The organism is Pelodictyon phaeoclathratiforme BU-1 (assembly GCF_000020645.1).
Taxonomy (GTDB): domain Bacteria; phylum Bacteroidota; class Chlorobiia; order Chlorobiales; family Chlorobiaceae; genus Chlorobium; species Chlorobium phaeoclathratiforme.
The window spans coordinates 372,020-398,599 of sequence record NC_011060.1 but is presented as its reverse complement, the minus strand read 5'-3'; the positions used below and the strand labels follow the sequence as shown (position 1 = coordinate 398,599).

At 47.2% G+C, this 26,580-nt stretch carries 28 protein-coding genes and 2 pseudogenes; 12 read left to right on the top strand and 18 right to left on the bottom strand.

The window, feature by feature from the left end; translation table 11 throughout:
• Positions 1-21: 21 nt before the first annotated feature.
• The 4 genes and pseudogenes from PPHA_RS14860 to dprA all read left to right on the top strand — a co-directional run.
• Positions 22-165 (top strand): annotated as a pseudogene (locus PPHA_RS14860) (transposase); the annotation flags it as partial.
• Positions 166-663: 498 nt separating this feature from the next.
• On the top strand, positions 664-1,737 hold the full coding sequence (fni, locus tag PPHA_RS02070; protein WP_012507237.1) for a type 2 isopentenyl-diphosphate Delta-isomerase: 1,074 nt from the start codon (positions 664-666) through the stop codon (positions 1,735-1,737).
• 11 nt (positions 1,738-1,748) lie between these two features.
• Positions 1,749-2,747 carry a polyprenyl synthetase family protein gene (locus tag PPHA_RS02065; protein WP_041526627.1) on the top strand — a complete coding sequence of 333 codons (999 nt, stop codon included), beginning with the start codon at positions 1,749-1,751 and terminating at the stop codon, positions 2,745-2,747.
• A gap of 14 nt (positions 2,748-2,761) precedes the next feature.
• Positions 2,762-3,913 (top strand): DNA-processing protein DprA, encoded by a 1,152-nt coding sequence (dprA, locus tag PPHA_RS02060; protein WP_012507235.1) that lies wholly within the window; start codon positions 2,762-2,764, stop codon positions 3,911-3,913.
• Between the two features lie 17 nt (positions 3,914-3,930).
• On the opposite strand, the gene PPHA_RS02055 is transcribed toward dprA, so the two are convergent.
• Entirely contained in the window at positions 3,931-4,650 is a 720-nt protein-coding gene (locus PPHA_RS02055) for an FkbM family methyltransferase (protein ID WP_012507234.1), read from the bottom strand.
• A gap of 374 nt (positions 4,651-5,024) precedes the next feature.
• Here PPHA_RS02055 and PPHA_RS02050 point away from each other — a divergent pair, with 374 nt between their 5' ends.
• The 4 genes from PPHA_RS02050 to PPHA_RS02035 are packed head-to-tail and all read left to right on the top strand — an operon-like array spanning position 5,025 to position 7,310.
• On the top strand, positions 5,025-5,552 hold the full coding sequence (locus PPHA_RS02050; protein ID WP_223293955.1) for an OmpH family outer membrane protein: 528 nt from the start codon (positions 5,025-5,027) through the stop codon (positions 5,550-5,552).
• Positions 5,553-5,564: 12 nt separating this feature from the next.
• Positions 5,565-6,113, top strand: coding sequence for an LPS export ABC transporter periplasmic protein LptC (gene lptC / locus PPHA_RS02045; protein ID WP_223293954.1), 549 nt, complete (start codon positions 5,565-5,567; stop codon positions 6,111-6,113).
• A 16-nt stretch (positions 6,114-6,129) separates the two neighbouring features.
• On the top strand, positions 6,130-6,516 hold the full coding sequence (panD, locus tag PPHA_RS02040) for an aspartate 1-decarboxylase (RefSeq protein WP_012507231.1): 387 nt from the start codon (positions 6,130-6,132) through the stop codon (positions 6,514-6,516).
• 35 nt (positions 6,517-6,551) lie between these two features.
• Positions 6,552-7,310: a sugar phosphate nucleotidyltransferase gene (locus PPHA_RS02035; RefSeq protein WP_012507230.1), complete on the top strand. Its 759-nt coding sequence runs from the start codon at positions 6,552-6,554 to the stop codon at positions 7,308-7,310.
• Between the two features lie 44 nt (positions 7,311-7,354).
• Here the strand turns inward: PPHA_RS02035 and PPHA_RS02030 are convergent, their stop codons facing one another.
• The 17 genes and pseudogenes from PPHA_RS02030 to PPHA_RS01950 all read right to left on the bottom strand — a co-directional run bounded on the left by PPHA_RS02030 (position 7,355) and on the right by PPHA_RS01950 (position 21,785).
• Positions 7,355-7,855, bottom strand: coding sequence for a VOC family protein (locus tag PPHA_RS02030; protein WP_012507229.1), 501 nt, complete (start codon positions 7,853-7,855; stop codon positions 7,355-7,357).
• Complete coding sequence (locus PPHA_RS02025; protein ID WP_012507228.1) at positions 7,833-8,186, bottom strand: PAZ domain-containing protein; 354 nt, start codon at positions 8,184-8,186, stop codon at positions 7,833-7,835. Before PPHA_RS02025 ends, PPHA_RS02030 begins: the two co-directional genes overlap by 23 nt.
• Positions 8,187-8,197: 11 nt before the next feature.
• Complete coding sequence (gene gmk, locus PPHA_RS02020) at positions 8,198-8,782, bottom strand: guanylate kinase (protein WP_012507227.1); 585 nt, start codon at positions 8,780-8,782, stop codon at positions 8,198-8,200.
• Positions 8,783-8,786: 4 nt separating this feature from the next.
• A complete protein-coding gene (locus PPHA_RS02015) occupies positions 8,787-9,674 on the bottom strand; it encodes a YicC/YloC family endoribonuclease (protein ID WP_012507226.1) in 888 nt (295 codons plus the stop codon).
• Between the two features lie 90 nt (positions 9,675-9,764).
• Complete coding sequence (gene rpsO, locus PPHA_RS02010; RefSeq protein ID WP_012507225.1) at positions 9,765-10,034, bottom strand: 30S ribosomal protein S15; 270 nt, start codon at positions 10,032-10,034, stop codon at positions 9,765-9,767.
• Positions 10,035-10,082: 48 nt separating this feature from the next.
• A pseudogene (gene ribF / locus PPHA_RS02005) lies at positions 10,083-10,918 on the bottom strand (riboflavin biosynthesis protein RibF).
• A gap of 144 nt (positions 10,919-11,062) precedes the next feature.
• Entirely contained in the window at positions 11,063-11,788 is a 726-nt protein-coding gene (gene truB / locus PPHA_RS02000; protein WP_012507224.1) for a tRNA pseudouridine(55) synthase TruB, read from the bottom strand.
• Between the two features lie 26 nt (positions 11,789-11,814).
• The gene (gene rbfA, locus PPHA_RS01995) at positions 11,815-12,174 is read right to left on the bottom strand and encodes a 30S ribosome-binding factor RbfA (RefSeq protein WP_012507223.1); all 360 of its coding nucleotides are present in this window, start codon (positions 12,172-12,174) and stop codon (positions 11,815-11,817) included.
• 18 nt (positions 12,175-12,192) lie between these two features.
• Positions 12,193-15,153: a translation initiation factor IF-2 gene (gene infB / locus PPHA_RS01990; protein WP_012507222.1), complete on the bottom strand. Its 2,961-nt coding sequence runs from the start codon at positions 15,151-15,153 to the stop codon at positions 12,193-12,195.
• Positions 15,154-15,215: 62 nt separating this feature from the next.
• Positions 15,216-16,760 carry a transcription termination factor NusA gene (gene nusA, locus PPHA_RS01985; protein WP_012507221.1) on the bottom strand — a complete coding sequence of 515 codons (1,545 nt, stop codon included), beginning with the start codon at positions 16,758-16,760 and terminating at the stop codon, positions 15,216-15,218.
• A gap of 58 nt (positions 16,761-16,818) precedes the next feature.
• Positions 16,819-17,340, bottom strand: coding sequence for a ribosome maturation factor RimP (gene rimP, locus PPHA_RS01980; RefSeq protein WP_012507220.1), 522 nt, complete (start codon positions 17,338-17,340; stop codon positions 16,819-16,821).
• A gap of 129 nt (positions 17,341-17,469) precedes the next feature.
• On the bottom strand, positions 17,470-17,673 hold the full coding sequence (locus PPHA_RS01975; RefSeq protein ID WP_012507219.1) for a hypothetical protein: 204 nt from the start codon (positions 17,671-17,673) through the stop codon (positions 17,470-17,472).
• Between the two features lie 128 nt (positions 17,674-17,801).
• Positions 17,802-18,053 carry a glutaredoxin family protein gene (locus PPHA_RS01970; protein ID WP_012507218.1) on the bottom strand — a complete coding sequence of 84 codons (252 nt, stop codon included), beginning with the start codon at positions 18,051-18,053 and terminating at the stop codon, positions 17,802-17,804.
• Positions 18,053-19,342, bottom strand: a complete 1,290-nt coding sequence (gene hisS, locus PPHA_RS01965; protein WP_012507217.1) for a histidine--tRNA ligase — start codon at positions 19,340-19,342, stop codon at positions 18,053-18,055. Before hisS ends, PPHA_RS01970 begins: the two co-directional genes overlap by 1 nt.
• Positions 19,343-19,373: 31 nt before the next feature.
• On the bottom strand, positions 19,374-19,844 hold the full coding sequence (locus PPHA_RS01960; protein WP_012507216.1) for a PTS sugar transporter subunit IIA: 471 nt from the start codon (positions 19,842-19,844) through the stop codon (positions 19,374-19,376).
• Between the two features lie 126 nt (positions 19,845-19,970).
• Positions 19,971-20,792 carry a phosphatidate cytidylyltransferase gene (locus PPHA_RS01955; RefSeq protein ID WP_012507215.1) on the bottom strand — a complete coding sequence of 274 codons (822 nt, stop codon included), beginning with the start codon at positions 20,790-20,792 and terminating at the stop codon, positions 19,971-19,973.
• A 27-nt stretch (positions 20,793-20,819) separates the two neighbouring features.
• Positions 20,820-21,785, bottom strand: a complete 966-nt coding sequence (locus PPHA_RS01950) for a CPBP family glutamic-type intramembrane protease (protein WP_012507214.1) — start codon at positions 21,783-21,785, stop codon at positions 20,820-20,822.
• 181 nt (positions 21,786-21,966) lie between these two features.
• On the opposite strand from PPHA_RS01950, the gene PPHA_RS01945 reads away from it, so the two are divergent.
• The 4 genes from PPHA_RS01945 (at position 21,967) to PPHA_RS01930 (ending at position 26,480) form a co-directional block, all read left to right on the top strand.
• Positions 21,967-23,046: a glycosyltransferase gene (locus PPHA_RS01945; protein ID WP_012507213.1), complete on the top strand. Its 1,080-nt coding sequence runs from the start codon at positions 21,967-21,969 to the stop codon at positions 23,044-23,046.
• Between the two features lie 169 nt (positions 23,047-23,215).
• Complete coding sequence (locus tag PPHA_RS01940; protein ID WP_012507212.1) at positions 23,216-24,268, top strand: glycosyltransferase; 1,053 nt, start codon at positions 23,216-23,218, stop codon at positions 24,266-24,268.
• A 68-nt stretch (positions 24,269-24,336) separates the two neighbouring features.
• Positions 24,337-25,431, top strand: a complete 1,095-nt coding sequence (locus tag PPHA_RS01935; protein ID WP_012507211.1) for a glycosyltransferase — start codon at positions 24,337-24,339, stop codon at positions 25,429-25,431.
• Positions 25,428-26,480 carry a glycosyltransferase family 9 protein gene (locus PPHA_RS01930; RefSeq protein ID WP_012507210.1) on the top strand — a complete coding sequence of 351 codons (1,053 nt, stop codon included), beginning with the start codon at positions 25,428-25,430 and terminating at the stop codon, positions 26,478-26,480. The genes PPHA_RS01935 and PPHA_RS01930 overlap by 4 nt, the downstream gene beginning before the upstream one ends.
• Positions 26,481-26,580 lie beyond the last annotated feature (100 nt).

Below are 26,580 nucleotides of genomic sequence, written 5' to 3'. Positions count from 1 at the left end.
TTCCTCCGGTCTACTCACCTCAAACATCAAGTCAGCAACGCTATATCGGAAGGAATAAACAGCAAAATCCAGTTAATAAAAGCAACTGCTCGAGGGTTTCGAGGCTTCGAAAGCTATCGAACAAGGATCCTCTTTTACTGTGGGAAACTGGATATGAAAATCTGAGGGTGCCGTAAAATGAAATTTCTTTTCCATTAAAATGCGCGAAGAGCCTTTTATACAATACTTTGCATTTCGTGTCTTGCAGGTAATGCTGTCTGACTTACTGATAAGCTGGATGAGATAGTTTGGCGCTAAAATAATAGTACGTAGCAAATCAAGCTTAACAAATTTGGTATTGTAGGTCAGTAATCAGAATAAGCAATAAATGCCTTTTTACATCAATTTTTTCAGGTTTTGAGACTTTGACCTCAACAAGGAAAATACTTGACGCCATCAAAAATAGCCCGCCTTGTGCCAGATCGCATCACGGCAGCAAGTACCCCTAACTGAAAACACAGCCCGGCAACGCCCGCAAACACGCTGCAGCCCCTTCGAGCGCAACAATAAAGGGTGGCTGAACCTCTTCTGTTATTGCGTACTCATGTTTATGGTATATATTACTGGATTAAATTTTAAAACCGCAACTATCACCAATCCTGCAAGAGGGGCATCCGGGACGGCATGAGCGAAACAGCAAACAGCAGAACAACCGAGCGCAAGCAGGATCACATCGAGATCTGCCTGCATGGCGACGTTGTCTTTAACGGAAAAACGACGGGGTTTGAGCGCTTTGCCTTTGAGCATGCTGCGTTGCCGGAGATCTCGTTTTCCGATATTGATCTTTCGACCTCTTTTCTTGGAAAGAGCATCGGCGCACCGCTGATGATCTCGTCAATGACGGGTGGGTACAGCGAAGCGGCAACACTCAACCAGCGCCTTGCTGAGGCGGCTGAACGGTTTGGGATTCCGCTTGGGGTGGGCAGTATGCGGCAGGCGCTGGAAAACCGTTCGTACCGGGAGAGCTTTGCTGTTGTACGGAAATATGCGCCGACTGTACAGATTTTTGCGAACATCGGAGCGCCAGAGGTTGCGAAGGGGCTGACGGAAAGCGAGATCAATACCATGCTGGAGCTGCTGAGGGCTGATGGGCTGATTGTCCATCTGAATGCCGCACAGGAGCTTTTTCAACCTGAAGGGAATACCGATTTCCGCCATGTGCTTGAACAGCTTGCTCTACTCTCTGCCAAAATTCCGGTGCCGGTTCTTGTGAAAGAGGTTGGATGCGGCATTTCGGCATCTGCTGCGCGGCAGCTCATTGCGGCTGGAGTAAAGGCGATTGATGTTGCCGGCGCAGGAGGCATCAGTTGGCAGAAGGTTGAGGAGATTCGCTATACCCGGCAGTTTGGCCAGGAGAGGCGCTTCAGCCTGCAGGCTCTGGATGAGCTGCTGAACTGGGGAATTCCTACGGCACAATGCCTGATTGATATTGGCGCTCTGAAAAAAGAGTCGCCCGGTTTGAACGGAATTGAAATCGTTGCTTCAGGAGGTGTCGGGAGTGGTATGGATGTCGCCAAATCCCTCGCCCTTGGAGCACAACTGGCCGCTTCGGCAAGAGCTCTTCTCAAAGCTCTTCATGACGGTGTTCTTGAAGAGACCATTACATCCTGGCTGAACGATCTCAGGGCAGTCATGTTCCTGACCGGAACCGCAACCATAGCGGAGCTTCGGCATAAAACCCTTATCACTAAACCATGAGCGATTTTACCATGCATGAAGCCCTGACACAGGAACTTGTCGAGAACAAGTACCGTCTTTACCTGTCGAGAATCAATAGTGCTCTCGGAAACTGTTTCGTCAGGGAGAGCCCGATCACCCTGTACGCTCCGGCCAGATATATTCTTGAAGGAAAAGGAAAGAGAATCCGTCCGTTTCTTACACTGCTTGCTTCGGAGGCCGTATGCGGCTCTTCGGAACATGCGCTCAATGTTGCACTTGCGGTTGAAATCCTCCATAATTTCACCCTGATTCATGACGACATCATGGATCAGGCGGAGCTCCGCCACGGCAGACCGACCGTGCACCGGCGGTGGAACACCAATGCCGCTATCCTCACGGGTGATATGATGATTGCCTACGCCTATGAACTCGCCCTTGAGGCACAAAGTGAACGGCATGGAGAGCTGGTGCATATTCTCAATGATGCCAATATCACTATTTGTGAAGGCCAAGCCCTTGATATAGAGCTTGAAGAGAAAAATGATGCCACAATTGCCGACTATCTCGACATGATCGCAAAGAAAACCGGACGGCTTATTTCAGCCGCTCTTGAAGCTGGTGGCGTTGCGGGCGATGCGACGGATGAGCAGTTGCGGAGTCTGGTGCTTTTCGGTGAAAAAATTGGCCAGGCGTTCCAGATACAGGATGATTATCTTGACATCATGGCCGAAGATGGAAAGTCCGGGAAGATGGCTGGCGGTGATATCATCAATGGTAAAAAAACCTATCTCTTGCTGCGCTCTCTTGAATTGACGTCAGGCAAAGAGCGTGATCTGCTGAACTTCATCATCAGCAATAAAGGCATTGAGGCCCAGAGAGTTCCTGAGGTTAGGGCTATCTATCAACAGTGCGGCGTCCTGGAAGAGACGGCATCACTGATTAACCGTACGACCGAAGAGGCGCTCTCGGCAATTGACGGGCTCCCCTATGCGGAAGGACGAGAGTATCTTAAAGGATTTGCGAATATTCTGATGAAGAGGGACTTCTAACCATTCTGTGCACTATGTCACTCCCCGCTGCAATGGAAGAGCGGATTCTGCTGCTTGCCCTGACGCTTATTCCGGGTATAGGCCCTGCAAGAATCAAGGCGATCACAACATTCCTGCATAATCGACTGGCTGATGTACTCCACTGCGACGTGGGAGAGCTTATACAGGTGTCGGGCATCGGGGAATCTCTGGCCCGGCAGATGCACCATTTTCTTCACCATGCGGAGACAAGGGAGAAGGCCCTGGCAAGTGCGGAACAACAGATTGCTGAACTGCCGCGCCACCACGCTGAGCTGATTACCATTCTTGACCCCAACTACCCTGCACTGTTAAAAGAGATCTATGATCCGCCTCCCTGCCTCTTTGTGCGGGGAAAGCTGCCTGATACAAACCAGCCGGGCCTTGCTGTTGTCGGTACGAGATATGCCTCGCAATATGGCAAACAGGTTACGGCTCTGCTCTGCCGTGATCTGGCCAATTGTGGTGTCGTTGTTTTCAGCGGACTGGCTTATGGTATCGATATGGTTGCACATACAGCGACCGTGGAAAATGGGGGAAGAACGGTGGCTGTGCTTGCAAGCGGCGTGGAGAGCATCTATACCGATCCAAAAGGAAAACTCTGGCCGAAAATTGTTGAGAACGGCGCTCTCATTTCGGAGGAGTGGTTTGGTTCAGAACTCACACCGGGAAAATTCCCGAAACGCAATCGAATTATATCGGGCATAACCTCCGGCACCATTGTGGTGGAGTCGGATCTGAAGGGGGGCTCACTCATCACGGCATCTTCGGCTCTTGAGCAGAACCGGGAGGTCTTTGCTGTGCCAGGAAGCATCTTCTCCCGAACGTCACGGGGAACAAACCGGCTTATCCAGCAGGGTTCAGCCAAAGCGGTCATGAGCGTTGATGATATCCTGACTGAACTTGGGCCGCAATTCGCAGAAAAGTGTTCCAGACCAGCCTTGCAGGATAACTCTCAGCAAGGCACATTGACCCCGATCGAACAGGCCATCATGCAATGCATGGAGAGGGAACCAATCCACATCGATACCCTTGCCGTCGCATCAGGTATTGATGTCTCCTCGCTTCTGGTGCACCTGTTTGAACTTGAATTGAAAGCGGCGGTTGTGCAACAGGCGGGACAGTTTTTCCAAAAAAAGTTTTTATAAGAATCGCATTCCCCCACTCAAGCTTCGCGGAGATACTTTTCATACGTATCAAGATGAATAAAAGAGTACTCCCTTGCTTTTTCAGTGATATAGAAAATCCTGTACCCGGCCTTATACAATTTATCAAGGGTATCTCTTGTTTTCTGCAACGGCACTGATGAAAATCGATGATGAAACTCTACCAAAAGTTGATAAACCGAAAGTTGAGCTGCAAGAAAATCATCAATAACTTCATATTCGGCAGCCTCAATATCCATTTTAAGAATATCAATATGAGAAACACCAAGCTCCGCCATCAATGTTGAAAGTCTTTTGACCGTTACATCTATACCGTCCCCTTCATCTTTAGCTCCTTCATTCATGACTGTAAGCATCGTTGATGAAGGCTTGCCTTTCGGCATACGAGGAAAAAGTTTCATTCTACCGTCCCTTCCGCCAATCGCATAGGGATAAAAATGAAATTGCGGAGAAAGATCCTGAGATTTGATCCACTCAATCCATCGCGGTGTCGGATCAAAAGCATGAACATTGCAGTTATAGGCGACAATCAAACCTTTATCAAACCCGATATCATCGCCTACTCCAAGTGAAAAAACCTCACTATTCCGGTCAATACCCACAGGACAAATGCGCCAGTCATGAATATTACAGCACTCGCATTGAAGCTCAACCCGAGCAGTTACTTCGTGGCCGAAAAGCTGTCGAACGCGTGTTTTGATTTTACTGTAAAAACCCATTATTATTTTTATTTATTGAACGACGGGGAGAGGTTCTATAACTCATCTTGATAATACACATAAATGCTTTCAAAAGAAACGAAGCGTTACAACGCAACTGAAGAGATCATGTACAGGCATTTTGGCCCGGAGAGGAACTGTCAACAGTTTGGCCTGCGTTTTTTTAAACCAAAATAATTGAATAAGATAGATTGATTTCTTTTAATGCAATGGCTCGTTGGGGCCTAATGGTTTTTCAGCTTTTTGTAGTTTTTTACCATGGAATTCTTACCTTTGGAGGTCTGATTGTGACCATTTGCGCATTCAAAAGATCTTGACACTGTTAATCCGCTAACTTTTAAACTTTAAAATTGATGATTCATTCAGGGAAATTTATGAAAATGTCTCGCCGTATCGTTATGGCGGTTGGCTTGAGTATGGTGCTTGTTGCCCCTCAATCCTTTGCCGCACAGGAGACAGGAAAAGTCAGTGTGGTCGATTCAGGAAAAATCCTGCAGCAACTGCCGGAAACAAAACAGGCTGATCTTACCTTGCAGACAACAGCCGCTCCGTTACAGAAAGAGCTCGATCGCCTGACCCAGGAGTATCAGAAATTAGTGGCCGCATATAGCCAACAGGCAGGCTCTCTGTCAAAAGCTGCAAGAGAGCTGAAGGAAAAAGAGATTGGGGCAAAAGCGATGGCTATCGACAAATATCGGCAGGAGAAGTTCGGACGTGGAGGTCTCGTTGAAAAGAAACAGCAGGAACTGCTTATTCCGATTCGCCAGAAAGTATTGGCTGCTGTTGAGGCTATAGCACAAAAAGAGGGATTTTCGCTGGTGCTTGAAAAAAATATTGCCATCTATGTGGCACCTGAAAATGATCTCACCTTCAAGGTGATGAACCAGTTGAATATCAAGTAATGATCTCCTGATTTGAAAAGAGTTATCGTTCTTTTTCTGCATGTTGTTCTGATTATGCTATCGGGATGCGGCAATCCGGTCAAGGAGCGCCGCTCTCCCGAAACAGGCTTCATTGGTCTTGACCATCCCGTTCAGGAGAGCTGGAAGGTCAGGATTGCTCTTACAGAAAACGGAGTCAGGCGTGGAGTCATTGAAGCGGGACACGGCGCGGAATACCGAAAAAACAAGAGTAGTGAACATCACCTTGACCAGGGGGTCAGGGTTGACCTCTTTGACATCAATGGCCATACAACGACGACCATCAGTGCCGGAAAGGCAGTCGTTCATGACAATCAGGATATTGAGGCCGAAGGGAATGTTATCATCACCTCGGAAGGCTCGACAGTGATAAAGACCGAGTACGTCAAACGAACCGCAAAAGATAAAATGATTCGTTCGGAGAGGTTTGTTACCATTACCAGACCTGGGGAAACTATTCGGGGAGAGGGCTTTGAGACCGATCAAGCCTTGAGAAGGTATCGGATTTTCCGGGGAAGCGGAGAGTCATTTATAAAACAATAATGAAGTTAGTCTGTTCATGAAATTACACATCCTGAAATCAAAAATCCACAACGCTATCGTGACCAGTGGCGATCTCGAATATGAAGGGAGCATCACCATTGATAATGAGCTTCTTGAGATGGTCGATATGATTCCCAACGAAAAAGTTCTTGTTGTCAACAACAATAACGGGGAGCGTTTTGAAACCTATATCATCAAGGGCGCTCATGGCTCAAGAGAAATTCAGCTCAACGGAGCGGCTGCCAGATGTGCTCTGGTTGGTGATGAAATCATCATCATGACCTTTGCCCTCATGGATGAGGCCGAAGCGAGAAACTATAAACCGATGGTTCTTATTGTCGACAAGGAGAACAATCCGAAGTCCCGGCATCATGTAGGCGAACAGGATGAACCGTTATCATAATTCCCTCCTCTATACCCCACAAGACAGAGCAATCAATGGCACTTGCAATCATCATTATGGCCGCAGGAAAAGGCACCCGAATGCAGTCAGATCTGCCCAAGGTGCTTCATCTGGCCAATGGGCGCCCTCTTATCGAGTATGTTCTTGATACAGCGAGCACTCTTGATCCCGACAAAACCATCCTTATTGTCGGACACCAGGCAGAACTGGTTGTAAAAGCTACCTCCAGGTATTACCTGACAGCAGCACGTCAGGAGCCACAGCTTGGAACTGGTCATGCCATCATGCAGGCAGAAACCCACCTCAGTAATTTTGATGGTGAGGTACTTATTCTCTCCGGCGATGCCCCACTGGTCAATCCGGATACACTGCGGGAACTGATCACCTTTCACCGTTCAAAAAATGGCGCAGCTACTGTCCTGACTGCAGAACTTCATGACCCAACCGGATATGGAAGAATCATCCGACAGGAGAGCGGCGACAGTGTTCTTAAAATTGTGGAACAAAAGGATGCTTCGAAAGAGGAGCTCTCTGTCCGGGAGATCAATTCCGGTGTTTACGTTTTCAACGCACGGCTTCTTTTTGATGCTCTTGCCAAAATCAACACGAACAATGCACAGAATGAGTACTATCTGACTGATGTGTTCGGCGTCTGCTTCCAGAGCGGCAGGCAGGTTTATGCTTTCAAGACCGACAATCCGGATGAAATTCTCGGTATCAATACCCCGGAACAACTGCTGGATGCAGAACGACTGCTGCTGCAAAAGATGAAGAAAAATCCGATCACTGAGTAATCGTGAAAAAGGAAAAGCCCCGACAAGTCGGGGCAAACAGAATCTTATTTTCGGGTGCGTCGTGGTTTTTGCTGCTCTGTCTCTTTTTTTGTCTTTTTACGGGTTCCCGTTACGAAAGAGTCGGGAGCAAGCAAATCAATATCTTTTATGCTCTCTCCCTGTATGCCGCTTTCGTGCATGGAGTAAAATTCGACCAAATTTCCATCAGGATCCATGACAAAAAAGGCTCTGCCCTCCCTGCGATGGGCGGGACGGGTCACCATATGCACGCCACACTCATCAAGATAGAGCGCTGCCGCATCTACTTCGGCGTCTGAGGCAAGCCGAAATCCAAAATGATCCACCCGTATATCCCGCGCGTCGGGGGATCCAGGGGTTTCGGCTTTGACCAGCACCAGCAGATCAGAATTGATACGCAGGTAGGTAATGTTTGCACCTACCCTGTGGTCAAGCTTGAGACCAAGAATGCCACCATAAAATTCTTCAGCGCTGCGCAAATCATTGACGCGAAGGGTTATCTGACTAATCCCCGTCAGTTTCATCATCTTCTTCTACTTGAATGATCTTTTTTTCTGCCGGTTTTTCCAGCGTGTAATTGTATTTCTGCGCGAAGTAGTCGGCAACAGCTTTATGCGATGACTTCTCACGAACTTCAAATTCAAGACTGATCGCTATCTGTTCAGGGAATATCTTGTCTGATTCTGATTCACTGCTGGGGTTGCGAATCATCTCTTTATAGGGAAGAAGCTTGTCTTCAAGTTCTGCCCGCTCTTCGTCATGTAATCTCTTTGCTTTTTTGGAAATGGCGACTACGGTCTCGTACAGGTTCGAGTGCGCACTTCTCAATTTATTCAGATCAACAGGTTTAACCGGCATTGTACTTTTTTTTACGTGTTTGAAAGAAATTTGCTGACTATCGCTGTGACCGCTTCAACCGCGTCGTCGAGATGATCGTTCACAATCACCTCATCAAAGCGGTCTGCATAACCCAGCTCCAGCCGGGCCCGCTCAAGCCGCGCTTTCAGACTCTCTTCATCTTCACTCTCCCGCCCTTTAAGTCTCTCTTCCAAAACCTCTATACTCGGAGGTTTTAAAAAGAGCAATAATGAGTTACCAGGGAAAAGCTGCCGCACATTCATCGCTCCCTTCACATCAAGATCAAGCAGCATATGGGTGCCTCTATCAATGATCTGTTCTGTTTTGTCGAGCAGCGTACCGTAATGGTTTCCAAAAAAGAACTCATGTTCAATAAAGCCACCGTTACGAATCTTTTCCTCAAATTCCTCTCTGGTGAGAAAATAGTAGTTAACCCCCTCCTGCTCCCCAGCTCTTTTCGTCCGGGTTGTGGCGGATACCGAAAACTGTATATTGGGGATGCGCTCAAGCACCATTGTGGCAATAGTGGACTTTCCCGTACCTGATGGCGCGGAAAAGACAATTAATTTACCCTTGTGCTGCAAGGCGTCAACCATAGCATTACTCTATATTTTGCAATTGCTCCCTGATTTTTTCAAGATCTTCCTTGATCTGAACAATTTTCTGGGATATTTCCGCATTCTGGGATTTTGATGCAATCGTATTTGCTTCGCGCAACTGTTCCTGAAGCAGAAAATTGAGTTTCCTTCCGGTACCACTCTCGTCGTTCTGCAACTCTTCAATAAAAAATTTATTGTGGCTGGCAAAACGGGTCAGCTCTTCGGTAATGTCGAGCTTGTCGGCGGCAAGAACCAACTCCATTTCAAGACGGTCACGGCTGTAAACCAAATCCTTTCCGGCAACAGCTTCCACTTTTGCAGCCAGCCTTGTTCGTACCGCTTCAAGGTTATCAGCCGCGAGCAAGGTGATGAGTTTAAGCGTGTTTTCGATTTCGGCTATTCTTCCTCTGAAGTCGATCGAAAGCTCTTCGCCTTCCCGGCGCCGCATTGCCTTGAGCCGTTCTATTGCTTCCTGCAGCAGATTTTTTACAAATGGCCAATGCTGATCGACTTGATCGAGTGAAGTCGTACCATTATCAAATATTTCTGGAAACCGCAACAGATGCTCAAGAAGAACAGGGGTTCCAAAACCGGCTTCCCTGTTGAGGGTATCGAGCAACTCTTTGTAGGCTTTTACTTTCGCAGTATTGATGCTGACGGGTATGGGTTGTGCATCATCAAGCTGAATTTGAATGAAAGCGGCGATTTTACCCCTCTGAAAATGGGCACGAATCATCTCCCTGACTTCGAGTTCAAACGAGAGTAATTGGCGGGGCAACTTGACACTGATTTCAGCAAAACGGTTATTTACTGACCGTAACTCCACAAGAGTCCGGACACCGCTTTCAACTGACTCCGCGCTGCCATATCCGGTCATGCTTTCCAACATAGTGTTTCCTGCTGCATTCCTGGTTAAAGAGATAACCTGCAGGGCAAAAACCCTGCAGAGATCGGGGCAAAATAAGTTGCGACGGCTCTCTTACTTGCGAAGATCAAGTTCAGCTATCACTTTGCGATAACGATCAATATCGATATTTTTCACGTAATTCAGCATTTTCTTGCGCTTTGCCACAAGCATCAGCAATCCGCGACGCGAATGCTTGTCTTTCGGGTGCAACTGCAAATGTCCAGTAAGATCGCTGATTCTACGGGTATATAAGGCAACCTGAACCTCGGATTTTCCGGTATTCTTCTCTGAAGCGCCAAACTGCTTGATTACGTCGGCTTTAAACTCTTTTGTCAGGCTCATATCTCTTCGTTTGTTATGTTAAATCGGTTGACCTTCAATATAATATTATTAACAATACAACTCCACCGTTTTTTTATCTTTTTCGATTTGCATTTTCAGCTCTTCAAGTGACGAAAATTTCCGTTCTTCCCTGATAAACTTGAGCAGCATGAAACAAATTGTAGAACCATAAGGGTTCCGCTATATCCGAGAATGTGGGCTTCAACGGTTGTCATCCCTTCGGATGAAACCGTGGGACGAATACCGACATTCATGAGAGCCATGAAAGAGAGACCATCCAGCACCGTTTGGGCGAGATAGACTCCGGCACGGGGCAGGAGTTTGCCGGAATCCGAAAGTCTGAGGTTTACCGTCGGAAACCCGATTTCCCGTCCTCGCCGCTCACCATCAACCACTGTTCCGCTGATCATGTAGGGTGAACCAAGAAATGCATTGGCCTCTTCGATCTTGCCGTTTGCAAGCAGGACTCTGATTCGTGTGCTTGAAAAATGTTCATGCCCAATCATCACTTCGTTGACAACCTCCACATCAAAGCCGAGTTCACTGCCAAGCGTTTCAAGCGTTTTGCCACTCCCGCTCCTGTCACGGCCAAAAGCGTGATCGTAACCGACAATAATACTTTTGGCGCCAAGCAGTCCAACAAGAACATTGCGGATAAAGTCATCGGAGCTGCGCGATGCAAAATCAGGAGTGAAGCGTACAACAAACAGAAGATCGACACCTTCATCGGCAAGAAGGCTGATTTTTTCATCGAGCGTAGTGAGCAAGCCGAGAGGGCCTGAAACTGCGCCTTTGAGCACCCTTCTCGGGTGCGGTTCAAAGGTTACAATAACACTTCTCAAATTGCGGGCTTTTGCGATGGCAACCATGCGGGCAATAATCATCCTGTGCCCTTTGTGCACGCCGTCATAGGAGCCAACCGTCACGGCGGAAGCAGTAACTGAAAAGTCAATTGGAGTGGCTGAGCCATAACTGCAGATATGGCCCTTATCATACTCAACAATACGCATACTTGCGTGTATCTCCTCTCACCCCGGGAGGGCGTTTGATGCCTGCTGAAGAATATCTTCAACGGTGTCTGAAACTGTTTTGGCTGAACTCAGCGCATAAGGGCCAATAGAGACTCGTGTGAGGGAGGCCAGATAGCCTCCAACACCAAGCAGAGTGCCGAGTTCATGGGCAATAACCCTGATATAGGCTCCCTTGGAAACATGAAGGGAAAAATAGACCATCGGAAGCTCAACCCGGATAACCTCAAAACGGTGAATAACAATCTCTTTTGCTTTTCGCTCTTTGATCACCACTCCCTTGCGGGCATGCTCATAGAGGCGTTTTCCATTATGCCAGGCTGCAGAGTGCATGGGGGGTTGCTGCTGACGCCTCCCTTCAAAAGTTGAGGCTGCGATGCGAATCTCACTTTCCGTCAGATGTGCCACGCCGCACTGGCCATATTCCATCGTTTCAACATCGTGACTTTCCGTCATGGCGCCAAGCTTTATGGCTCCATCGTAAACCTTGTCGAGCACTTCGAGCGTTGCGATCTCTTTCGTCTTCTTTCCCGTCGCCAGGATAAGCAGTCCGGTCGCTTTTGGATCAAGGGTTCCACAATGACCAACCTTGCGCTTCAGACCGCTCTGCTTGTAGGTATTCCTGATTTTTGCGACCACATCAAACGACGTCCAGTCGAGTGGCTTGTCGATCAGGAGAAAACTGCCTTCATCAGGTAAAGGCTCCCTTATTCGCTGTTCATCCATGCACGCCCTTTACGCCCAGCTCCCGGTTAAACATTTTCTGCGGAACTTTTTCTCACCCCGCTCAAAAGCTGCTCAATGCGGTTTGCACGCTCATAGAGATGATCCTCATGGAATTCAAGTTCCGGAATACGCCTGAAATGGTGACGAATCTTCGAAGAGAGAATCTTCCGGATACTTTTTGTTTTATCCTGCAGTAAGGCCATGGCCTCCTGTTGTTCCTCAGGTGTACCAATAATTGAAACATAAGCTCTGGCTATGCTCAAATCGGCCGTAATCTTCACCTCGACAACGGTGATGATCGGGCCGCTGCGAGGAAGCTCTTTTTGCAGGATTGCTCCAAGTTCCTGCTGTAACAGGGATGCAACTCTCTCAGTACGTATCGACATAAATCAACAATAAGCGGTTCACAGTTTTCGTTTTTTCTCAACGATTTTATAGGCTTCGACAATGTCGCCAACCTTGATATCATCATAGTTTTTGAGACTCATCCCGCACTCATAGCCAGCATCAACCTCCTTGACATCGTCCTTGAAGCGCTTGAGCGCTGCAAGCTGACCTTCGTAGATCTGGACACCGTCACGAAGCAGGCGAACCTTGGAGTCACGGAACATCTTGCCTTCAAGCATATAGCAGCCGCCGACATTGCCAATCTTTGGAACTTTAAAGATCTGACGGATTTCAAGCGAACCAAGACTCTCTTCATGAAGTTCAGGAGAGAGCATACCTTCAAGCGCCTTCTCGACATCTTCAAGCACATGATAAATAACGCTGTAAAAACGAACATCGAGATCTTCTTTTTCTGCCAGCTTTTTGGCATTGACGTTCGGACGCACTCTGAAACCAATAATAATGGCATCGGAAGCGGCTGCAAGCAGCACGTCGGTTTCGGTAATCTGCCCGACACCCTGGTGGATAATCTGTACCTTGACCTCTTCGTTCTGTATTTTCATAAGTCCGTCAGCCAGAGCCTGAATGGAGCCATCAGTATCGGCTTTGATAATGACGCTCAGCTCTTTCATTAGCCCTTCCTTGATCTGGCGGGCAATACTGTCGAGCTTGACGCGGGTACTGCGGCGGAAGTCATGCTCGCGACGGATAACCTGGCGCTTCTGCGCCAAGTCGCGCGCCTCCCTGTCCGTCACCATAACGGTCAGTGCATCACCAGATTGAGGAAGATCCTCAAACCCAAGAACCCTGACTGGCTGTGAAGGGTTGGCAAAAGGAATTCTCTTGCCGCGCTCATCCATAAGGGCACGAACCTTACCCATGGTATTGCCGGCAACAAAAGGATCGCCGACCTTGAGAATTCCACGCTGTACGAGGACGGTGGAAATAACACCCTTGCCCTTGTCGAGTTCCGATTCGACAATAATACCACTTGCCGGTACCTCTCGTGAATAATTGCCCCTCAGCTCTCGCATTTCGGCTTCAGTCAGCACTTTTTCCATAAGTTCTGCAATGCCGATACCTTTCTTGGCTGATATTTCCTGGCACTGATAGACGCCACCCCACTCTTCAACCAGGACTCCAGCTTCTGACAACTGGGTCTTGATCTTCTCTGGATTGGCTTCGACCTTATCTATTTTATTGAGTGCAACAACAATCGGAACACCCGCCGCTTTGGCGTGATTGATGGCTTCGATCGTCTGAGGCATGACGCTGTCATCTGCTGCAACAACAAGAATAACAATATCGGTTACCTGTGCACCCCTGGCCCGCATTGCAGTAAAGGCTTCATGACCTGGTGTATCAAGGAAGGTTATTTTCCGGTCTCCTTCAACCGTTACTTCGTAGGCCCCAATATGCTGGGTAATTCCACCGGATTCACCGGCAACAACTTTGCTGTTGCGTATATAATCGAGGAGCGAGGTCTTTCCGTGATCAACATGCCCCATGATCGTGACAACAGGTGGACGAGTCTGCATGTCAGCTTCTGCATCCTCGGTCACAATAACCGCAGTGGCCTCAACCTCTGAAATAAATTCGGCTTCAAAACCGAATTCAAGAGCGATCAGTTCAATCGATTCCTTGTCAAGTCGCTGATTGATGGTTACAAATTTGCCCAGCGCGAAACACTTCTGGATAATATCTTTCGCCGTAATACCCATGAGCTCGGCCAATTCATGCGGAGAGGCATACTCGGTAACCCGAACAACCAGCCGCTGTGCCTCACGAAAGGCCTCATCCTCTTCGTGCTCGCGTTCACGCTCGTTACGACGCATCTTGCGGAATTTCTGGCGTGAACCGGTGCTGCTGCGATCATCAATCCCGCTGATCGTTTTCTGAATATTTGCCGAAATGACCTTGTCGTCAACTGCCGGCTTCTTTTTCTTCTTGCCTTTTTTCTTTGCACTCGATGAGCTGTCGGCAACCACTGGCTTTGGTTTGACATCCGCAGCCGCTTTAACAGGAGGCTTTTTGGCAACAACCACTTTCTCCTCTACGCGACTCTCTTCTGCGGGCTTTGGCTCAAATTCATCTTTCAGGGCATCAGCCTGCTCCTGAAAATTCTTTTTACGATTCTTCTTGTGCCTGCCGGCCTGCATGTCAAGAGTACCAAGTACCGTAAGACCTCCCATCATCTGCGGCGCATCAAAGGAGACCAGATGTTCGTTAACCGATGGCTCCTCTTTTTTGGGGGCGGGTTCGGGAAGTGCCGGGATCTCCGGAAGTTCAGGCAACTCAGGAAGTTCCTGCTGCTCTTGAGGTTCAGAAAGCACAGGTGGCTCCGGCAGGAGAGGTGACTCCGAAAGAACCTGGGACTCAGGAAGTACCCTGGACTCAGGAAGTACCTGTGATTCAGGAACTTCAGAAGGCACGGGAAGCTCGATGATCACCGGAGGTACCGGTGCATCAGAAACCGGCGCAAGAGGCTGTTGTTCAATAACGACGGGTTGTTCAATGAGTTCAGTAACTGCAGGAGGAGCATCAGGCTCTTCGGAGGCCGGGGTCTCTGCAACAGGGATTTCCAAAGGCTTCGAAGGGGGCTCCGGAATATTCTCTATGGGTGCGGCAACAATAACCTCTTTTTTGGGTTCATGCACAACAACCAGCGGAGGTGCCGGAGGGCTAAGGGTTTCGCTGAGGTGCTGCTCTTTTTCATATGTTTTTCGCGACTGCTCTTCCAGCCGTGAGAGGCGCTTCTCTTTTTCCGCCCTGATTTTTTTGGTCTCGTCAACCATTTTCTTCTCAACGCTGAAATGGCCAAAAATAAGGCCGTGTATCTCTTCACCGACCATAGAGGATGTAGAGGCTACCCTGCCCCCTTCCTGCTTGACAAAAAGTAATACTTCCTGCGGACTTACCTGCAGTTCTCTTGCTATATCACTTATCCGGTATTTCTTTTCCATGTCCTCAAGGGCCATTACATCCTCCTCTGGATTTAAAAACGCTTTACTCTTTAGCGATGTTCATTCTGTGACGGTTCTCATGATTTTTCAACCGCCAAGTCATCTGTTTCAGGCTCAATTTCATCATCAAACAGAGCCTCCAGATCCGCTTCGGTAAACTGTTCCTTTACGGTTTTATAAATATTTTCAGCAATCTTCTTCCAATAGCGCTTCTCCTCGTCGGTAACTTTCCGCTCCCTCGGTTTTACGCCGGTCTTGTAACTTTTCCCAAAAACTGTCTGCTCTTCGGGTTTGGACGATCCCAAAAGGGAGAGTTCAATTTCATCAACTCCAGCCTTCAGTACCTTTTTGGCAGTGTCGAGACCACCATCAAGAAGCTGGTAAATCATGTCATCACCAAACTCTTCACGGAACTCAATGATATCAATATCGGTAGGATCTTCCGTCGATTTGTCGATCACATCACGATAAACATCGATTTCATAACCCGTCAGTTTTTCAGCCAGATGGATATTGTTCCCATTCTTTCCAATAGCATATTTGATCTGGTCGGGCTTGAGCATTACCCTTGCTTTCCGTGTTTTCACATCGGCATGAACCGTAAGAGGATCAATTTTTGCAGGCTGCATGGCCCTTGAAATATAAATCTGTGGTTCATCGGCATAGTAGATAACATCGATATTTTCGTTGTTCAGCTCTTTGACTATGCTTTGAATACGTTTCCCTCGATATCCGACTGTTGCTCCAACCGGGTCTATCCTTGCACTGGTGGATTCAACTGCAACCTTTGCGCGTTCACCCGGTACCCGTGCAATGGCCTTGATAACAATAAGCCCATCAAGAATTTCCGGAACTTCGTGTTCAAACAGCTTGTATAAAAAACGGTCATCAACTCTCGACACAATGACTTTCATGCCGCCGTCTGCTTTTTCACGTTCAACCATACTGCCATCATCAAGCCGCACTTTTGCTTTCTCACGCTCAATACGCTTGACATAGAGTTTCATCCGCGGGGTTCGACGCGGATTATCTTTTTTCATCATCTCTGACTTCGGCAACACCAGTTCAACGCGATGGTCTTTCGATGTGTTGTAAGTGAAAATAACTTCATTCGCACGAACCTGATAGACCTCACCAGCAACAATCTCACCCACTTTTTCAAGACACTCTTCGTAAACAACAAGCCGTTCAAGGTCACGTACCTTCTTCTGCACTGACTGTTTGATAATCTGAATGGATTTGCGACTCAGATAGTCTTCAAGGCGGATCGGCCCCTCTTCATAATAATCTCCAATTTCAAGGGAGTCGTCAATTTTTCTTACCTCTTTGAGCGTGATCTCGATGCTCTCTATATCTATTTCTTCAACAATTTTTTTCAGAATATAGACTTCGAAATCTCCCCGTTCGGGGTTGATGAAAATGTTGGATTCAACTTCGGGATCATAGTCTTTTCTGAGTTGCTTCTGGATAATATCCTTAAGGAGATCGGCAATATCCATTTTTACAGCCGCACTTTCCGTGCGTTTATCCAGAAAGATCTTGGACTGCTCGATTTCGCCGAAAGCGCTGGCAATCTGCAACCTCCGATCTTGTCCCTCATCTTTTATCTTCTTTCTGACCATCTCTTTCTTGATTGTGCATTTTTAAAAGAATATTTCCACTCGCCCGTATAAACTTCTCTTATAATTCCGCCTCAGGAATCGCACGGATTACCTGATTGAGGTACAATATGACCGCTTCTGTTTTTGGCTGTTGACCTTTCTTTTTTTTCTGTTCCGGCATGATCACAATTTTTGCCCCATGCTCATCCAAAAGCGATACCTCCTGAAGATGACCGACAAGCTCTACAGGATCGCCGTTTGAGTCGGCATAGGTAACCTGCAACAGCTTTCCAACATGCCTTATATACTGACGGGGAATAATGATGGGTTCTCCAAGACCAGGAGAAGAGACCATCAGGTCAAAATTTTCGCCAACAAGCTCAAGAAGATCATCATCACCTTCAATCCGCTCCCTGACTCTTCTGCTGATATATGCACACTGATGGATGCGAATACCATCATCGGCATCCATCAGGATCTCTATCTTCCGACCGCTTCCCTTTCCTTTTACTTTTATATCAATAAGATAAGCCCCTTCACCTCTCGTACCGGCGGACTCTGCCAAAACCTGGGTGACACAATTATTGATGCGCTCTTGCATGAACACCTCATACGAACTTTATATAGAAAACAAAAAAGTGGGGAATTCCCCACTTTAGATAAGATGATTGTACACCTCGTTAAATCAAGTGTGCTATTATACGAAAAAACCTGTCCAAAGCAAAGCTCCTTATTTGGTATCATGCTCTTTATTTTTGAGATCACTTGCTATAACCTCATAATCGGCCTCTTCGATCTGGCGCTTTGAAGATGATGGACGTTCGCTTTGAGTGGAGCTCCCTTTGTTGATAAAAAAGAGTCCTCCACGAAGGATTCGCACAACGGTACGCATCACCAGATAGACAACAATAAGAAGAAGAATGAATTTCAACATCGCATCATTTTTAATTCACATCATTTAACATTCTTTAACCTCAAACCGCCCCTCACCCGGAGAGCGGCTGCCTTACCACTCGCTCCGGCGCACGTTCCCATCAAGGAGAAGGGCGCATGAGCAGAGAGCTAAACGGGGGTCAACAGGAGACGCAATTTTTTTTCGTTAATCCGATACTTAAATACCTGAATACCGTCAACAAAAACAACCGGAATCGTAAGTCCGAACTCTTCGAGTAATTCCGGATTCGTTGAAATATCTATTTTTTGCAGTTCAAACGGCAATGAGGCCTTGACTTTCTGCAAAACCTCCATGGCCTCGTCACAGAGACAACACTCTTTTTTGCCATAAAGTATCACGATGTGGTTCATGATCGTCATCAATCAAGCTGCTCCCCAACCGCCTGTTCACGAAGAAGTTCAAGCACAGCTTCCAGAGTGAGGGTAATTTGCTCTGAGGTTTCGAGATTTTTCAAGGCATAGAGCCCGGTCGTCTCTTCCGTCGTGCCGATAAAGAGCGCATAGGCTGCTTTTATTTTGTTTGCTTCTCTCATCTGCGCCTTCATGCTTCTTGCGGCCAAATCAACTTCTGTCTTGATGCCTGCCTTGCGCAATCGCCAGACAATCTGCAAGGCATTATCGGCCAAATCCTGCTGCTGCACAATAACATAAACAAGTGGACCCTGAGGGGCGAGTGTGGCAAAAAGCCCCTGCTTTTCCATCGTGATCAAAAGTCTCTCCATACCGACAGCAAACCCTGAAGCAGGAACATCCACCGAACTGCCAAGCTCCCGGGCAAGACCGTCATAGCGCCCGCCCCCGCCGATGGCATCCTGCGCACCAAGCTCTGAACTGGTTACTTCGAAGGCAGTATTGCAGTAATAGTCAAGACCCCGAACAAGGCGATAATCGATTTCATAGGCAATATCACGTTCTTCAAGGTAAAAGAGCACCTTCTCAAAATCCTGGAGGGAAGCATCTTTGAGATAATCGTAAAGCCGTGGAGCCCCGGCAACAAGCTCCTGAAGAGCAGGATTTTTTGTATCGAGAATGCGGAGGGGATTTTTTTCAAGTCGCTCTTTCGATGCATCATCGAGAAGCTCATGAAAGGGAGTAAAATAGAGCTGCAGCGCCTCACGGTAACGAAGACGATCTTCGGTGTCGCCAAGACTGTTGATCCTGAGCTTCAGGCTACGCAGACCGAGTGAAGCAAAGAGCTGCATCATAAGGGTGATAACCTCGGCTACCGCAGCGGGAGAGGAGACACCAAGCAGTTCAGCTCCAAACTGTGAGAACTGACGCTGTCGGCCAGCCTGGGGCCTCTCCTTGCGAAAGAGTTCACCGATATAGTACAACTTCTGTACGGGAGCAGAAGAGAGCAGATTGTTCTGCAGAGCCGCCCTCATCACTCCGGCGGTCATCTCTGGTCGCAGCGTCAATGAACGCCCTTTCGGATCGGGCAGAAAAGAGAACATCTCCTTGCCAACAATGTCCGTAGTCGAACCAATCCCTCTCTGAAACAATTCGGTATATTCAAAAACAGGAGTCCTTATTTCACTGAAGCCATAAAGGGAGGCTATTGCATGAACTACTCCTTCTACATATTTCCATCGGGCTGCCTCTTCCGGAAAAATATCCCTTGTGCCCTTTACTGCCTGATACTGCGGCATAACTGTAATAATCCCCTGCTGGTAAAAATGTTTAGATCTGTGGGAAGTCTTTTTCCTCTTCCCTGAAAAGCTCAATAACCTCGCCTGCTGATCTGGCAAGCACAAGCCTCTTGCGCACATCATCCCGACCTGCAAGCCTTGTAATGCGTCCGAGCAGCTTCAAGTGTTCCGCAAGCATATCTTCAGGTGTTGCAAGAAGAAAGACAATACGAACCGGCTCATTATCAATCGAATCAAAATTGATTGCGCGGCTGAGCGTGGCGAACGCCATAACTGGCTGGGTCACTCCGGAACTTTTTGCGTGAGGCAAGGCTAACGTTTTGCCGATACCGGTCGACATCTCCTGTTCGCGCTTGAGAACATCCTCGCGAAGCTTTCCAATATCGACCACACCGGGATGATCGGTCACAATGGAGAGCATTTTTTCAATCACCTGACTTTTTAAGGCAAGTTCAAGATTCAAAACGACATACTTTTCGGAAAGAAGGCCTTCAATTTTCATTATATGACAACCTCTTGCGGTTAAAACTTCTGCCTGTTAAAAGATGCTCTCTGCCCACAAACTGAGCTGATAATATAAAAAACATTTAGTATCCGTACCGTCCACGAAGGCGCTCTTTGTGGCAATTCAGAGATGCATGGTGATGAAATAGATAAATGGCGACACAAACATGATTGTGTCAAACCGATCCAGCACTCCCCCATGACCTGGAATCAGGCCGGAAGAGTCTTTTACCCCGGCATCTCTTTTGAACATTGATTCAATGAGATCGCCTGCCGGACTCGCAAGCCCGATCAGCAATCCTGTCAATAATGCTGTCGATACTGGCAGTTGTGGGATAAAGCTTCCATAAATCATTGCTGCAGCAACGCTCCCTGCAAGACCGGACAAAAAGCCCTCCCATGTTTTATGGGGACTCAGACGCTCGAACAATTTTCTGTGAATAAATTTGCCTCCCAGAGAGCTTCCACCGAAGTAGGCAAAAATATCGGCTGACCAGACACAAAAAAACATGAGAAAGACCATTATTTCTCCCTTGCCATCAGCAGCATCAAGACGAAGCCGCAGCAGGGAGCCAAAAGAGAGATTGACATAGAGAAGGCCAGGCAGGATGGCCCCTAAATTAAGCAGCGGAGAACCCTCTTTCAAAAAAAGCTCCATGACCAGAAGGGAGAGCACAACTGCAAGCATAAGCTCCCAAACCTCCGCCCAATGCAGATAGAAATTCGCCTGAAACAGTGCCGTTATCAGTAATACAATCCAGAGGGCTGGCGGGTGAGCCTTATGCAGGGCAAGGCGATGAAACTCAAAAACAGCAAGCAGCGCTAATAGAGAGAAGAACAGAAAAAACCAGAGTCCGCCAAGCTGGATGAGCCACAACAGCAGGGGGATACCTGCAAGAGCCACGACGATCCTTTGGAGCAAATTAACACTTAAAAGTTTACCCATATATCCTGTATTAAAAACTGACCCGTATCAATGGAAAACACCTGCCCGCACAACTCCATCTCGTGAAGAGAAATCAGCAAACAACCGCCAAAGAACCAGAACAAAAAGAAATAGACTTCCCGCAACAACCAGCCACCACCATGGCGAAAAAATAAGGGCCGCCGACCCCGTGATTCCGGCAGAACGGCTCCCTTCGAAAAAGACAAGAAGAAGAAGCGCAGCAAGATTGTTCGAAAAATGAACAAAGAAAGGAATCACCAGGTTGCCCGTCAACGAGTAAATATAGCCAATATACCACCCAAGCAAAACAAGGGGCAGAAGATTTGCCGCACTCAGGTGAAAGAGCGCAAAAATACAACCCGTCAGCAGTACCGCACTGCCAGAAGACATTGATCGTGTATAGTTCTGCTGGATATAACCCCTGAACAGCAGCTCTTCACAAACTGCCGGGGTAAAGGCAAGGACAAAGGCGACCAGAAACAGTTCCGGAATAGTGCGAACCAGTGCAAGCTCCTTGATGAACGAGTCCATCAGATCACGCTGACGAACCACCTCTCTTCCAGCAGCTCCAAGAGCTGTCCAGAGATAGAGATCCTGCAGTGCGATAAGGGTATACAACAGTGGCTGCAGCAAAAAAATACCGCCAACCGCCAATGCTGTTACACTAAAGTCAACACTTTTACCTATTCCTAAAAAAGCAAAACCTTCACGGGAAAAGGGATTTTTACGGCCTGTATGCCATGCGGAAAGCAGAAGCACAGGCAGGGCAAGCACAAGAAGCTGTCCGACAACCTGAACCAGACGAATGAGAGGAAGCATACCCCTCTCGATGGGTAACAAGGAAAAGGTCGCCTCGCGCCCGCTGCCAACAAAAGAAAAAAGCAAGACACCGGCAAGAGGATAGAGCAGCATGACGACGATCAAAAAAAGGGTATTGGCAAAAAAGGAGGGCCGCCGCGCCGCAAATGGGTCAGAAGAGAAAAAAGTCTGCATTGATAATCCGTTACAATGAATTCCTTGAGAATTTGATACCTTGTCCTCCTGAACCCTCTGACATTCAGGTTCTATCAACAGATAGGCATTGGACAGTTGAAAAACAAGCAAAAACTTTTGTTTAACCGGGTGCCTCTGCCGAATAGCGGGTATTGCAGATATTGCTCTGGACCAACACCATATGAACATTCTTTTTATGAACTCCGCCCGGACTTGGGGTGGAACTGAAAAATGGACACACATGGCGGCTGAAGCCATTTCAAAAAAACATAAAACCTTTTTGGTCTACCGTCGCAATATTGTTGGGGAGCGCTTCACCATTCCCGGATTCCGTCTTCCCTGCCTGAGTCATATCGACCTCTATACCGTTGTTCGCCTTGTGCATATCATCCAAAAAAAACAGATTGATATCATCATCCCGACCAAACGCAAAGACTACTTGATGGCGGGTCTTGCAGGAAAAATAACCGGTAAATCCGTTATTCTGCGACTCGGTGCCGACAGAAAACTGCTCTGGCCCTGGCAGCGGTTCATGTATCACACCCTCACCGACGGAATCATCGTCAATGCAAAAAAAATCAAAGAGACATTGCTTGAAACCGGCTATATCCCACAGGAAAAAATCAGGGTTATTTACAACGGCCTTGATACTGCGGAAATTGAAGGTCGCATTCTTGAACCGATCAACAAACCATTCCCTTTCGTTATCAGTGCGTTGGGCAGGATAACCCGCAACAAGGGTTTTGATTTTCTGATCCGCTCGTTTGCACGTTTTCTTGCCTTATCAGGAGCTAAAAATGCGGGACTGGTTATTATTGGCGAAGGTACTGACAGGCAGGAATTTGAGATACTTACTGAAAACCTCGGTATAACAGACAAGGTTCTCTTTACCGGTTTTTTACAGAATCCATTTCCTTTGATCGCGATAAGTGACATTTTTGCAATGGTGTCAACTAATGAAGGTCTATCAAATGCCCTGCTTGAAGCTATGTATCTCTGCTGTCCTCCTCTGAGTACTTATGCCGGAGGTGTCCGCGAAGTCATCACTGATAACAAAAATGGGTTTCTTTTCGATTATGGCGACGAAGAGGCACTGGCAACACTCCTGCTACAGCTTTACCGTGACGAAAGGCAGAGAATACAGCTCGGCAAGAATGCCAGAGAAACCGTCCTGCGTAAATTCTCAATTCCAGTCATGACTCAAGAAATCATGCAATTCTGCCGGGAAACCATTGAGCGCCATCCGGGAAAAGATGGCTAACTATGCGCGTGATATTCTCTTTATCATAAGAGGAAATAACAGAGCAAATCGCAGCTTAAAGAGGAACACAATCTTTTGTTAAAAAAAATTATTTTATTGCCTGAAAAAAAAATCAGGCAGATCAAAGATATACTCCAAAGCGACAGAGTAACCCAAGTAAACTGAATTTATGAACATTCTCTTCACCTGTTCGGCAAGAAAATGGGGCGGTAATGAGGCTTGGGTTTTACATGCGGCTGATGTCATGGCAAAAAAACACCATTGCTTGTTAGCGTACCGTAAAGATGAGATAGGAGAGCGCTTCAACATAAAAAAATTCCAACTGCCCTTTCACCATGAAGCGGACCTTTATACCCTTGCAAGACTGGTAAGCATTATCAAGGAACATCATATCGATATTGTTGTTCCCACCAAACGGAAAGATTATTTCCTTGCTGGAATTGCCTGCAAATTGACCAAAGCAAAAAACATCCTGATTCTCGGCATTGTTCGCGATTTAAAAAACAAAGGAATTAATGAGCTGGTCTATCACAGACTTGCCGACGGCATTATGGTTAATGCACATATGATCAAGGATGTCTTGCTGCAGTCATCCTATATGAAGTCAAAGAACATTGCGGTCATTCCAAACGGTCTTTTCATCGACGTCAATAAGATAGAGGCAATAGAGAAAAAATTTGATTTTACCATCACCTCCCTGGGTGAATTATCAGAAAGAAAAGGGTTTGATTTTCTCATTACAGGGTTTGCACTCTTTGTCTCTCAAAATAGCATTGATAACGCAGGTCTGATCATTATCGGCACAGGCGGGCAACTTGATGCATTGAAAGAGCTCACGCGTTCGCTCAATATTGAGCGGCTCGTTACATTTACCGGTTTCATAAAAAATCCTTATCCCTATCTCGCAACGAGTGATATCTTTGCTCTGACCTCCAGGAATGAAGGTATTCCCTACGCCACACTTGAAGCGGCATTGCTTGACAATGCCATTATTACCACGAGGGCCGGAGGAGTGGAGGAGGTGTTAACTCATAATCAGCATTGCCTTTTCGTCGAATATGGAGAAGAACAGTCTCTGGCTGATCACCTCATGCATCTGTACAGAGATGTGCCATTCAGAAAAAAAATAGCGTGCGAAGCCAAATCTGTTGCTGTCGAACAATTTTCGCTTGAAAAAATGGAAAAAGAGATGATTGAGTTTTTCAGGTTTGTACAGCAGTAACTGACTACCAACCCGTTCAAACAAGTAAGCAGACAACAATCAACATCTGTCAGCATGAAACACTCAGTATGAATATTCTTTTCATCAATTCCATTGGCCGCGAAAAATTCGGTGGTGGCGAAAAATGGATGGTCAATGCCGCGAAAGGACTTGCGGAAAGGGGGCACCACGTTACTCTCGGAAGTAAAAAAAACTCCAAAACACTTAATTATGCCGCATCACAGGGTGTTGAAACAACTGTTTTCGAGATTCGAGGTGATTTCAGTCCTCTGAACACACTGAAAATTGCCGCGTTCCTGAAAGTCCATGCCATTGACCTCATCATCTGCAATCTCAACAAAGATGTGCGAGTTGCCGGGCTTGCGGCCAGGCTTTACGGCAAGACAACGGTTCTCGCCCGCCACGGAATGCTACTCTGCAGCAAAAAACGGAAGCATGAATTCACTCTGACAAAGCTTGCTGATGGCATCATCACCAACAGCACAACCATCCGTGAAGCTTACCATAATTATGGCTGGTTCGATGACCAGTTTGTAAAAGTCATCTACAACGGCCTTATCATTCCGCCCCATGTTTGTGCTTATGACTTTTCAAATTGCTATCCCGATAAAAAAATCATCTACAGTGCTGGAAGGCTCTCTGAACAAAAGGGGTTCAGTTACCTGATTGAGGCGGCAGCAATCCTGAAAAAAACAAGAAATGACCTTATCTTTACCATTTCAGGTGAGGGAAAACTGGAAACGGAACTGAAAAAGCAGGTTACGGATATCGGCCTTGAGGATTCATTCATCTTTCTTGGATATGCTGACGATATTTACCCCTATCTTAAGGGGTGCGATCTGTTTGTTCTCGCCTCGCTCTTTGAGGGGATGCCCAATGTCGTCATGGAAGCAATGGCCATGAAGAAGCCTGTTATCGCTACAGATGTCAATGGAGCGAGGGAACTGATGGATGAGGGGAGGACGGGTCTTATCGTTCCACCAAAAGATCCTGAAGCTCTTGCCTCGGCAATAACCAGCATCATTGATAATCCCGTGAAGCTTGCAGAATTCGGCAGAGCTGGATATGAAAGGGTAAACAGGGAGTTCACCATGGCCGCAATGCTCAACAACCTGGAACAACACCTGCAGCAAAAAATCATCGAAAAGAAAAGCCGTCTGTGAAGCAAAGGAAGAAGAAGAAGAAAAGAGTACTCCGGCAGGTATTTGCCCGATTCCTGCAGCTCACTGCTCCCAAGAGAACATCCGGCATCCCCTTTACCGGTAAGCTTCGCTCTATTGCGATTCTGGCACAGGAAAAACTTGGTGACTCAGTTTTACTCACCCCACTCCTGAAAAACCTCCGGATACAATATCCAAAACTTGCTATCCATATCATTACCTTCAGCCAGAGCTCATTCGACTTTTTCTGCTGCGATCCAAATGTCACAGCCGTTCATCAGGTTAAAAAAAACCCACTCAACTATTTCAAAGAGGTGTTGACGCACAGGTTCGATCTCCTCTTCAATACCAAAGACCATCCTTCAACCCATTTTCTGCTGCAATCGGCCCTGATCAGAGCCCGTTACAAGGTCGGACATGCCTGCGAGTTCCATGAGGGACTTTTTGACCACCTTATTGCCATACCGTTTCACTCCCACATGGCAATGAAAAACTGTGCCTTGCTGACCCTCTTTGGCTCTCACCCTCCGAACGATCAATGCCGTCCCTCACTGCCACCAATGCCGGTTTCGGATGCAATCGTAATGTTTCTTCAAAAAATCGCTGTAAAAACAATCATCGGAATCAACCTCAGCGCAGGTGAAATGAACCGGCAATGGCTGGAGAAAAGTTGGGAAGAGCTGCTTCAACTATACTCTGATGAGACCTTTATTGTCTTAAGCGGTCCGGAAGGGCGTGAAGAAAAACAACGAATCGAAACACGATTCAGCAATGTTCTTGCCTCGCCCTCCACACAAAATATCTATGAGGCAGGGCTGATCATTGCTACAGTCAAGCTCCTCATCACTCCTGACACTTCACTGATTCATGTCGCTTCCTGTTATGACATCCCTGTAATAGGGCTCTATCGCGAAGCTCCGCAGGATCTTTCACGTTTCGGACCGTTATTCATCCCTTTTGAACTCATCATTTCGGCTACCGGTGAGGTCAGTGATATTTCGGTCACTGCAGTTGCTGAAAAAGTACAATTGCTCGCCAAAAAGGTCGAGTGAAAAACAAATGCCTTGCCACATCAATGGTATGGTGATGATAAAAAAACATAAACGCCAGACAAGATATTTTTTGCCCTCACGTTACAGCTTTTCTCTGTAA

Bases quoted from the DNA above. Each gene is read 5' to 3' on its own strand.
- fni (WP_012507237.1), top strand. From the start codon at position 664: ATGAGCGAAACAGCAAACAGCAGAACAACCGAGCGCAAGCAGGATCAC.
- PPHA_RS02065 (WP_041526627.1), top strand. From the start codon at position 1,749: ATGCATGAAGCCCTGACACAGGAACTTGTCGAGAACAAGTACCGTCTT.
- dprA (WP_012507235.1), top strand. From the start codon at position 2,762: ATGTCACTCCCCGCTGCAATGGAAGAGCGGATTCTGCTGCTTGCCCTG.
- PPHA_RS02055 (WP_012507234.1), bottom strand. From the start codon at position 4,650: ATGGGTTTTTACAGTAAAATCAAAACACGCGTTCGACAGCTTTTCGGC.
- PPHA_RS02050 (WP_223293955.1), top strand. From the start codon at position 5,025: ATGAAAATGTCTCGCCGTATCGTTATGGCGGTTGGCTTGAGTATGGTG.
- panD (WP_012507231.1), top strand. From the start codon at position 6,130: ATGAAATTACACATCCTGAAATCAAAAATCCACAACGCTATCGTGACC.
- PPHA_RS02035 (WP_012507230.1), top strand. From the start codon at position 6,552: ATGGCACTTGCAATCATCATTATGGCCGCAGGAAAAGGCACCCGAATG.
- PPHA_RS02030 (WP_012507229.1), bottom strand. From the start codon at position 7,855: ATGATGAAACTGACGGGGATTAGTCAGATAACCCTTCGCGTCAATGAT.
- PPHA_RS02025 (WP_012507228.1), bottom strand. From the start codon at position 8,186: ATGCCGGTTAAACCTGTTGATCTGAATAAATTGAGAAGTGCGCACTCG.
- gmk (WP_012507227.1), bottom strand. From the start codon at position 8,782: ATGGTTGACGCCTTGCAGCACAAGGGTAAATTAATTGTCTTTTCCGCG.
- PPHA_RS02015 (WP_012507226.1), bottom strand. From the start codon at position 9,674: ATGTTGGAAAGCATGACCGGATATGGCAGCGCGGAGTCAGTTGAAAGC.
- rpsO (WP_012507225.1), bottom strand. From the start codon at position 10,034: ATGAGCCTGACAAAAGAGTTTAAAGCCGACGTAATCAAGCAGTTTGGC.
- truB (WP_012507224.1), bottom strand. From the start codon at position 11,788: ATGGATGAACAGCGAATAAGGGAGCCTTTACCTGATGAAGGCAGTTTT.
- rbfA (WP_012507223.1), bottom strand. From the start codon at position 12,174: ATGTCGATACGTACTGAGAGAGTTGCATCCCTGTTACAGCAGGAACTT.
- infB (WP_012507222.1), bottom strand. From the start codon at position 15,153: ATGGCCCTTGAGGACATGGAAAAGAAATACCGGATAAGTGATATAGCA.
- nusA (WP_012507221.1), bottom strand. From the start codon at position 16,760: ATGGTCAGAAAGAAGATAAAAGATGAGGGACAAGATCGGAGGTTGCAG.
- rimP (WP_012507220.1), bottom strand. From the start codon at position 17,340: ATGCAAGAGCGCATCAATAATTGTGTCACCCAGGTTTTGGCAGAGTCC.
- PPHA_RS01975 (WP_012507219.1), bottom strand. From the start codon at position 17,673: ATGTTGAAATTCATTCTTCTTCTTATTGTTGTCTATCTGGTGATGCGT.
- PPHA_RS01970 (WP_012507218.1), bottom strand. From the start codon at position 18,053: ATGACGATCATGAACCACATCGTGATACTTTATGGCAAAAAAGAGTGT.
- hisS (WP_012507217.1), bottom strand. From the start codon at position 19,342: ATGCCGCAGTATCAGGCAGTAAAGGGCACAAGGGATATTTTTCCGGAA.
- PPHA_RS01960 (WP_012507216.1), bottom strand. From the start codon at position 19,844: ATGAAAATTGAAGGCCTTCTTTCCGAAAAGTATGTCGTTTTGAATCTT.
- PPHA_RS01955 (WP_012507215.1), bottom strand. From the start codon at position 20,792: ATGGGTAAACTTTTAAGTGTTAATTTGCTCCAAAGGATCGTCGTGGCT.
- PPHA_RS01950 (WP_012507214.1), bottom strand. From the start codon at position 21,785: ATGCAGACTTTTTTCTCTTCTGACCCATTTGCGGCGCGGCGGCCCTCC.
- PPHA_RS01945 (WP_012507213.1), top strand. From the start codon at position 21,967: ATGAACATTCTTTTTATGAACTCCGCCCGGACTTGGGGTGGAACTGAA.
- PPHA_RS01940 (WP_012507212.1), top strand. From the start codon at position 23,216: ATGAACATTCTCTTCACCTGTTCGGCAAGAAAATGGGGCGGTAATGAG.
- PPHA_RS01935 (WP_012507211.1), top strand. From the start codon at position 24,337: ATGAATATTCTTTTCATCAATTCCATTGGCCGCGAAAAATTCGGTGGT.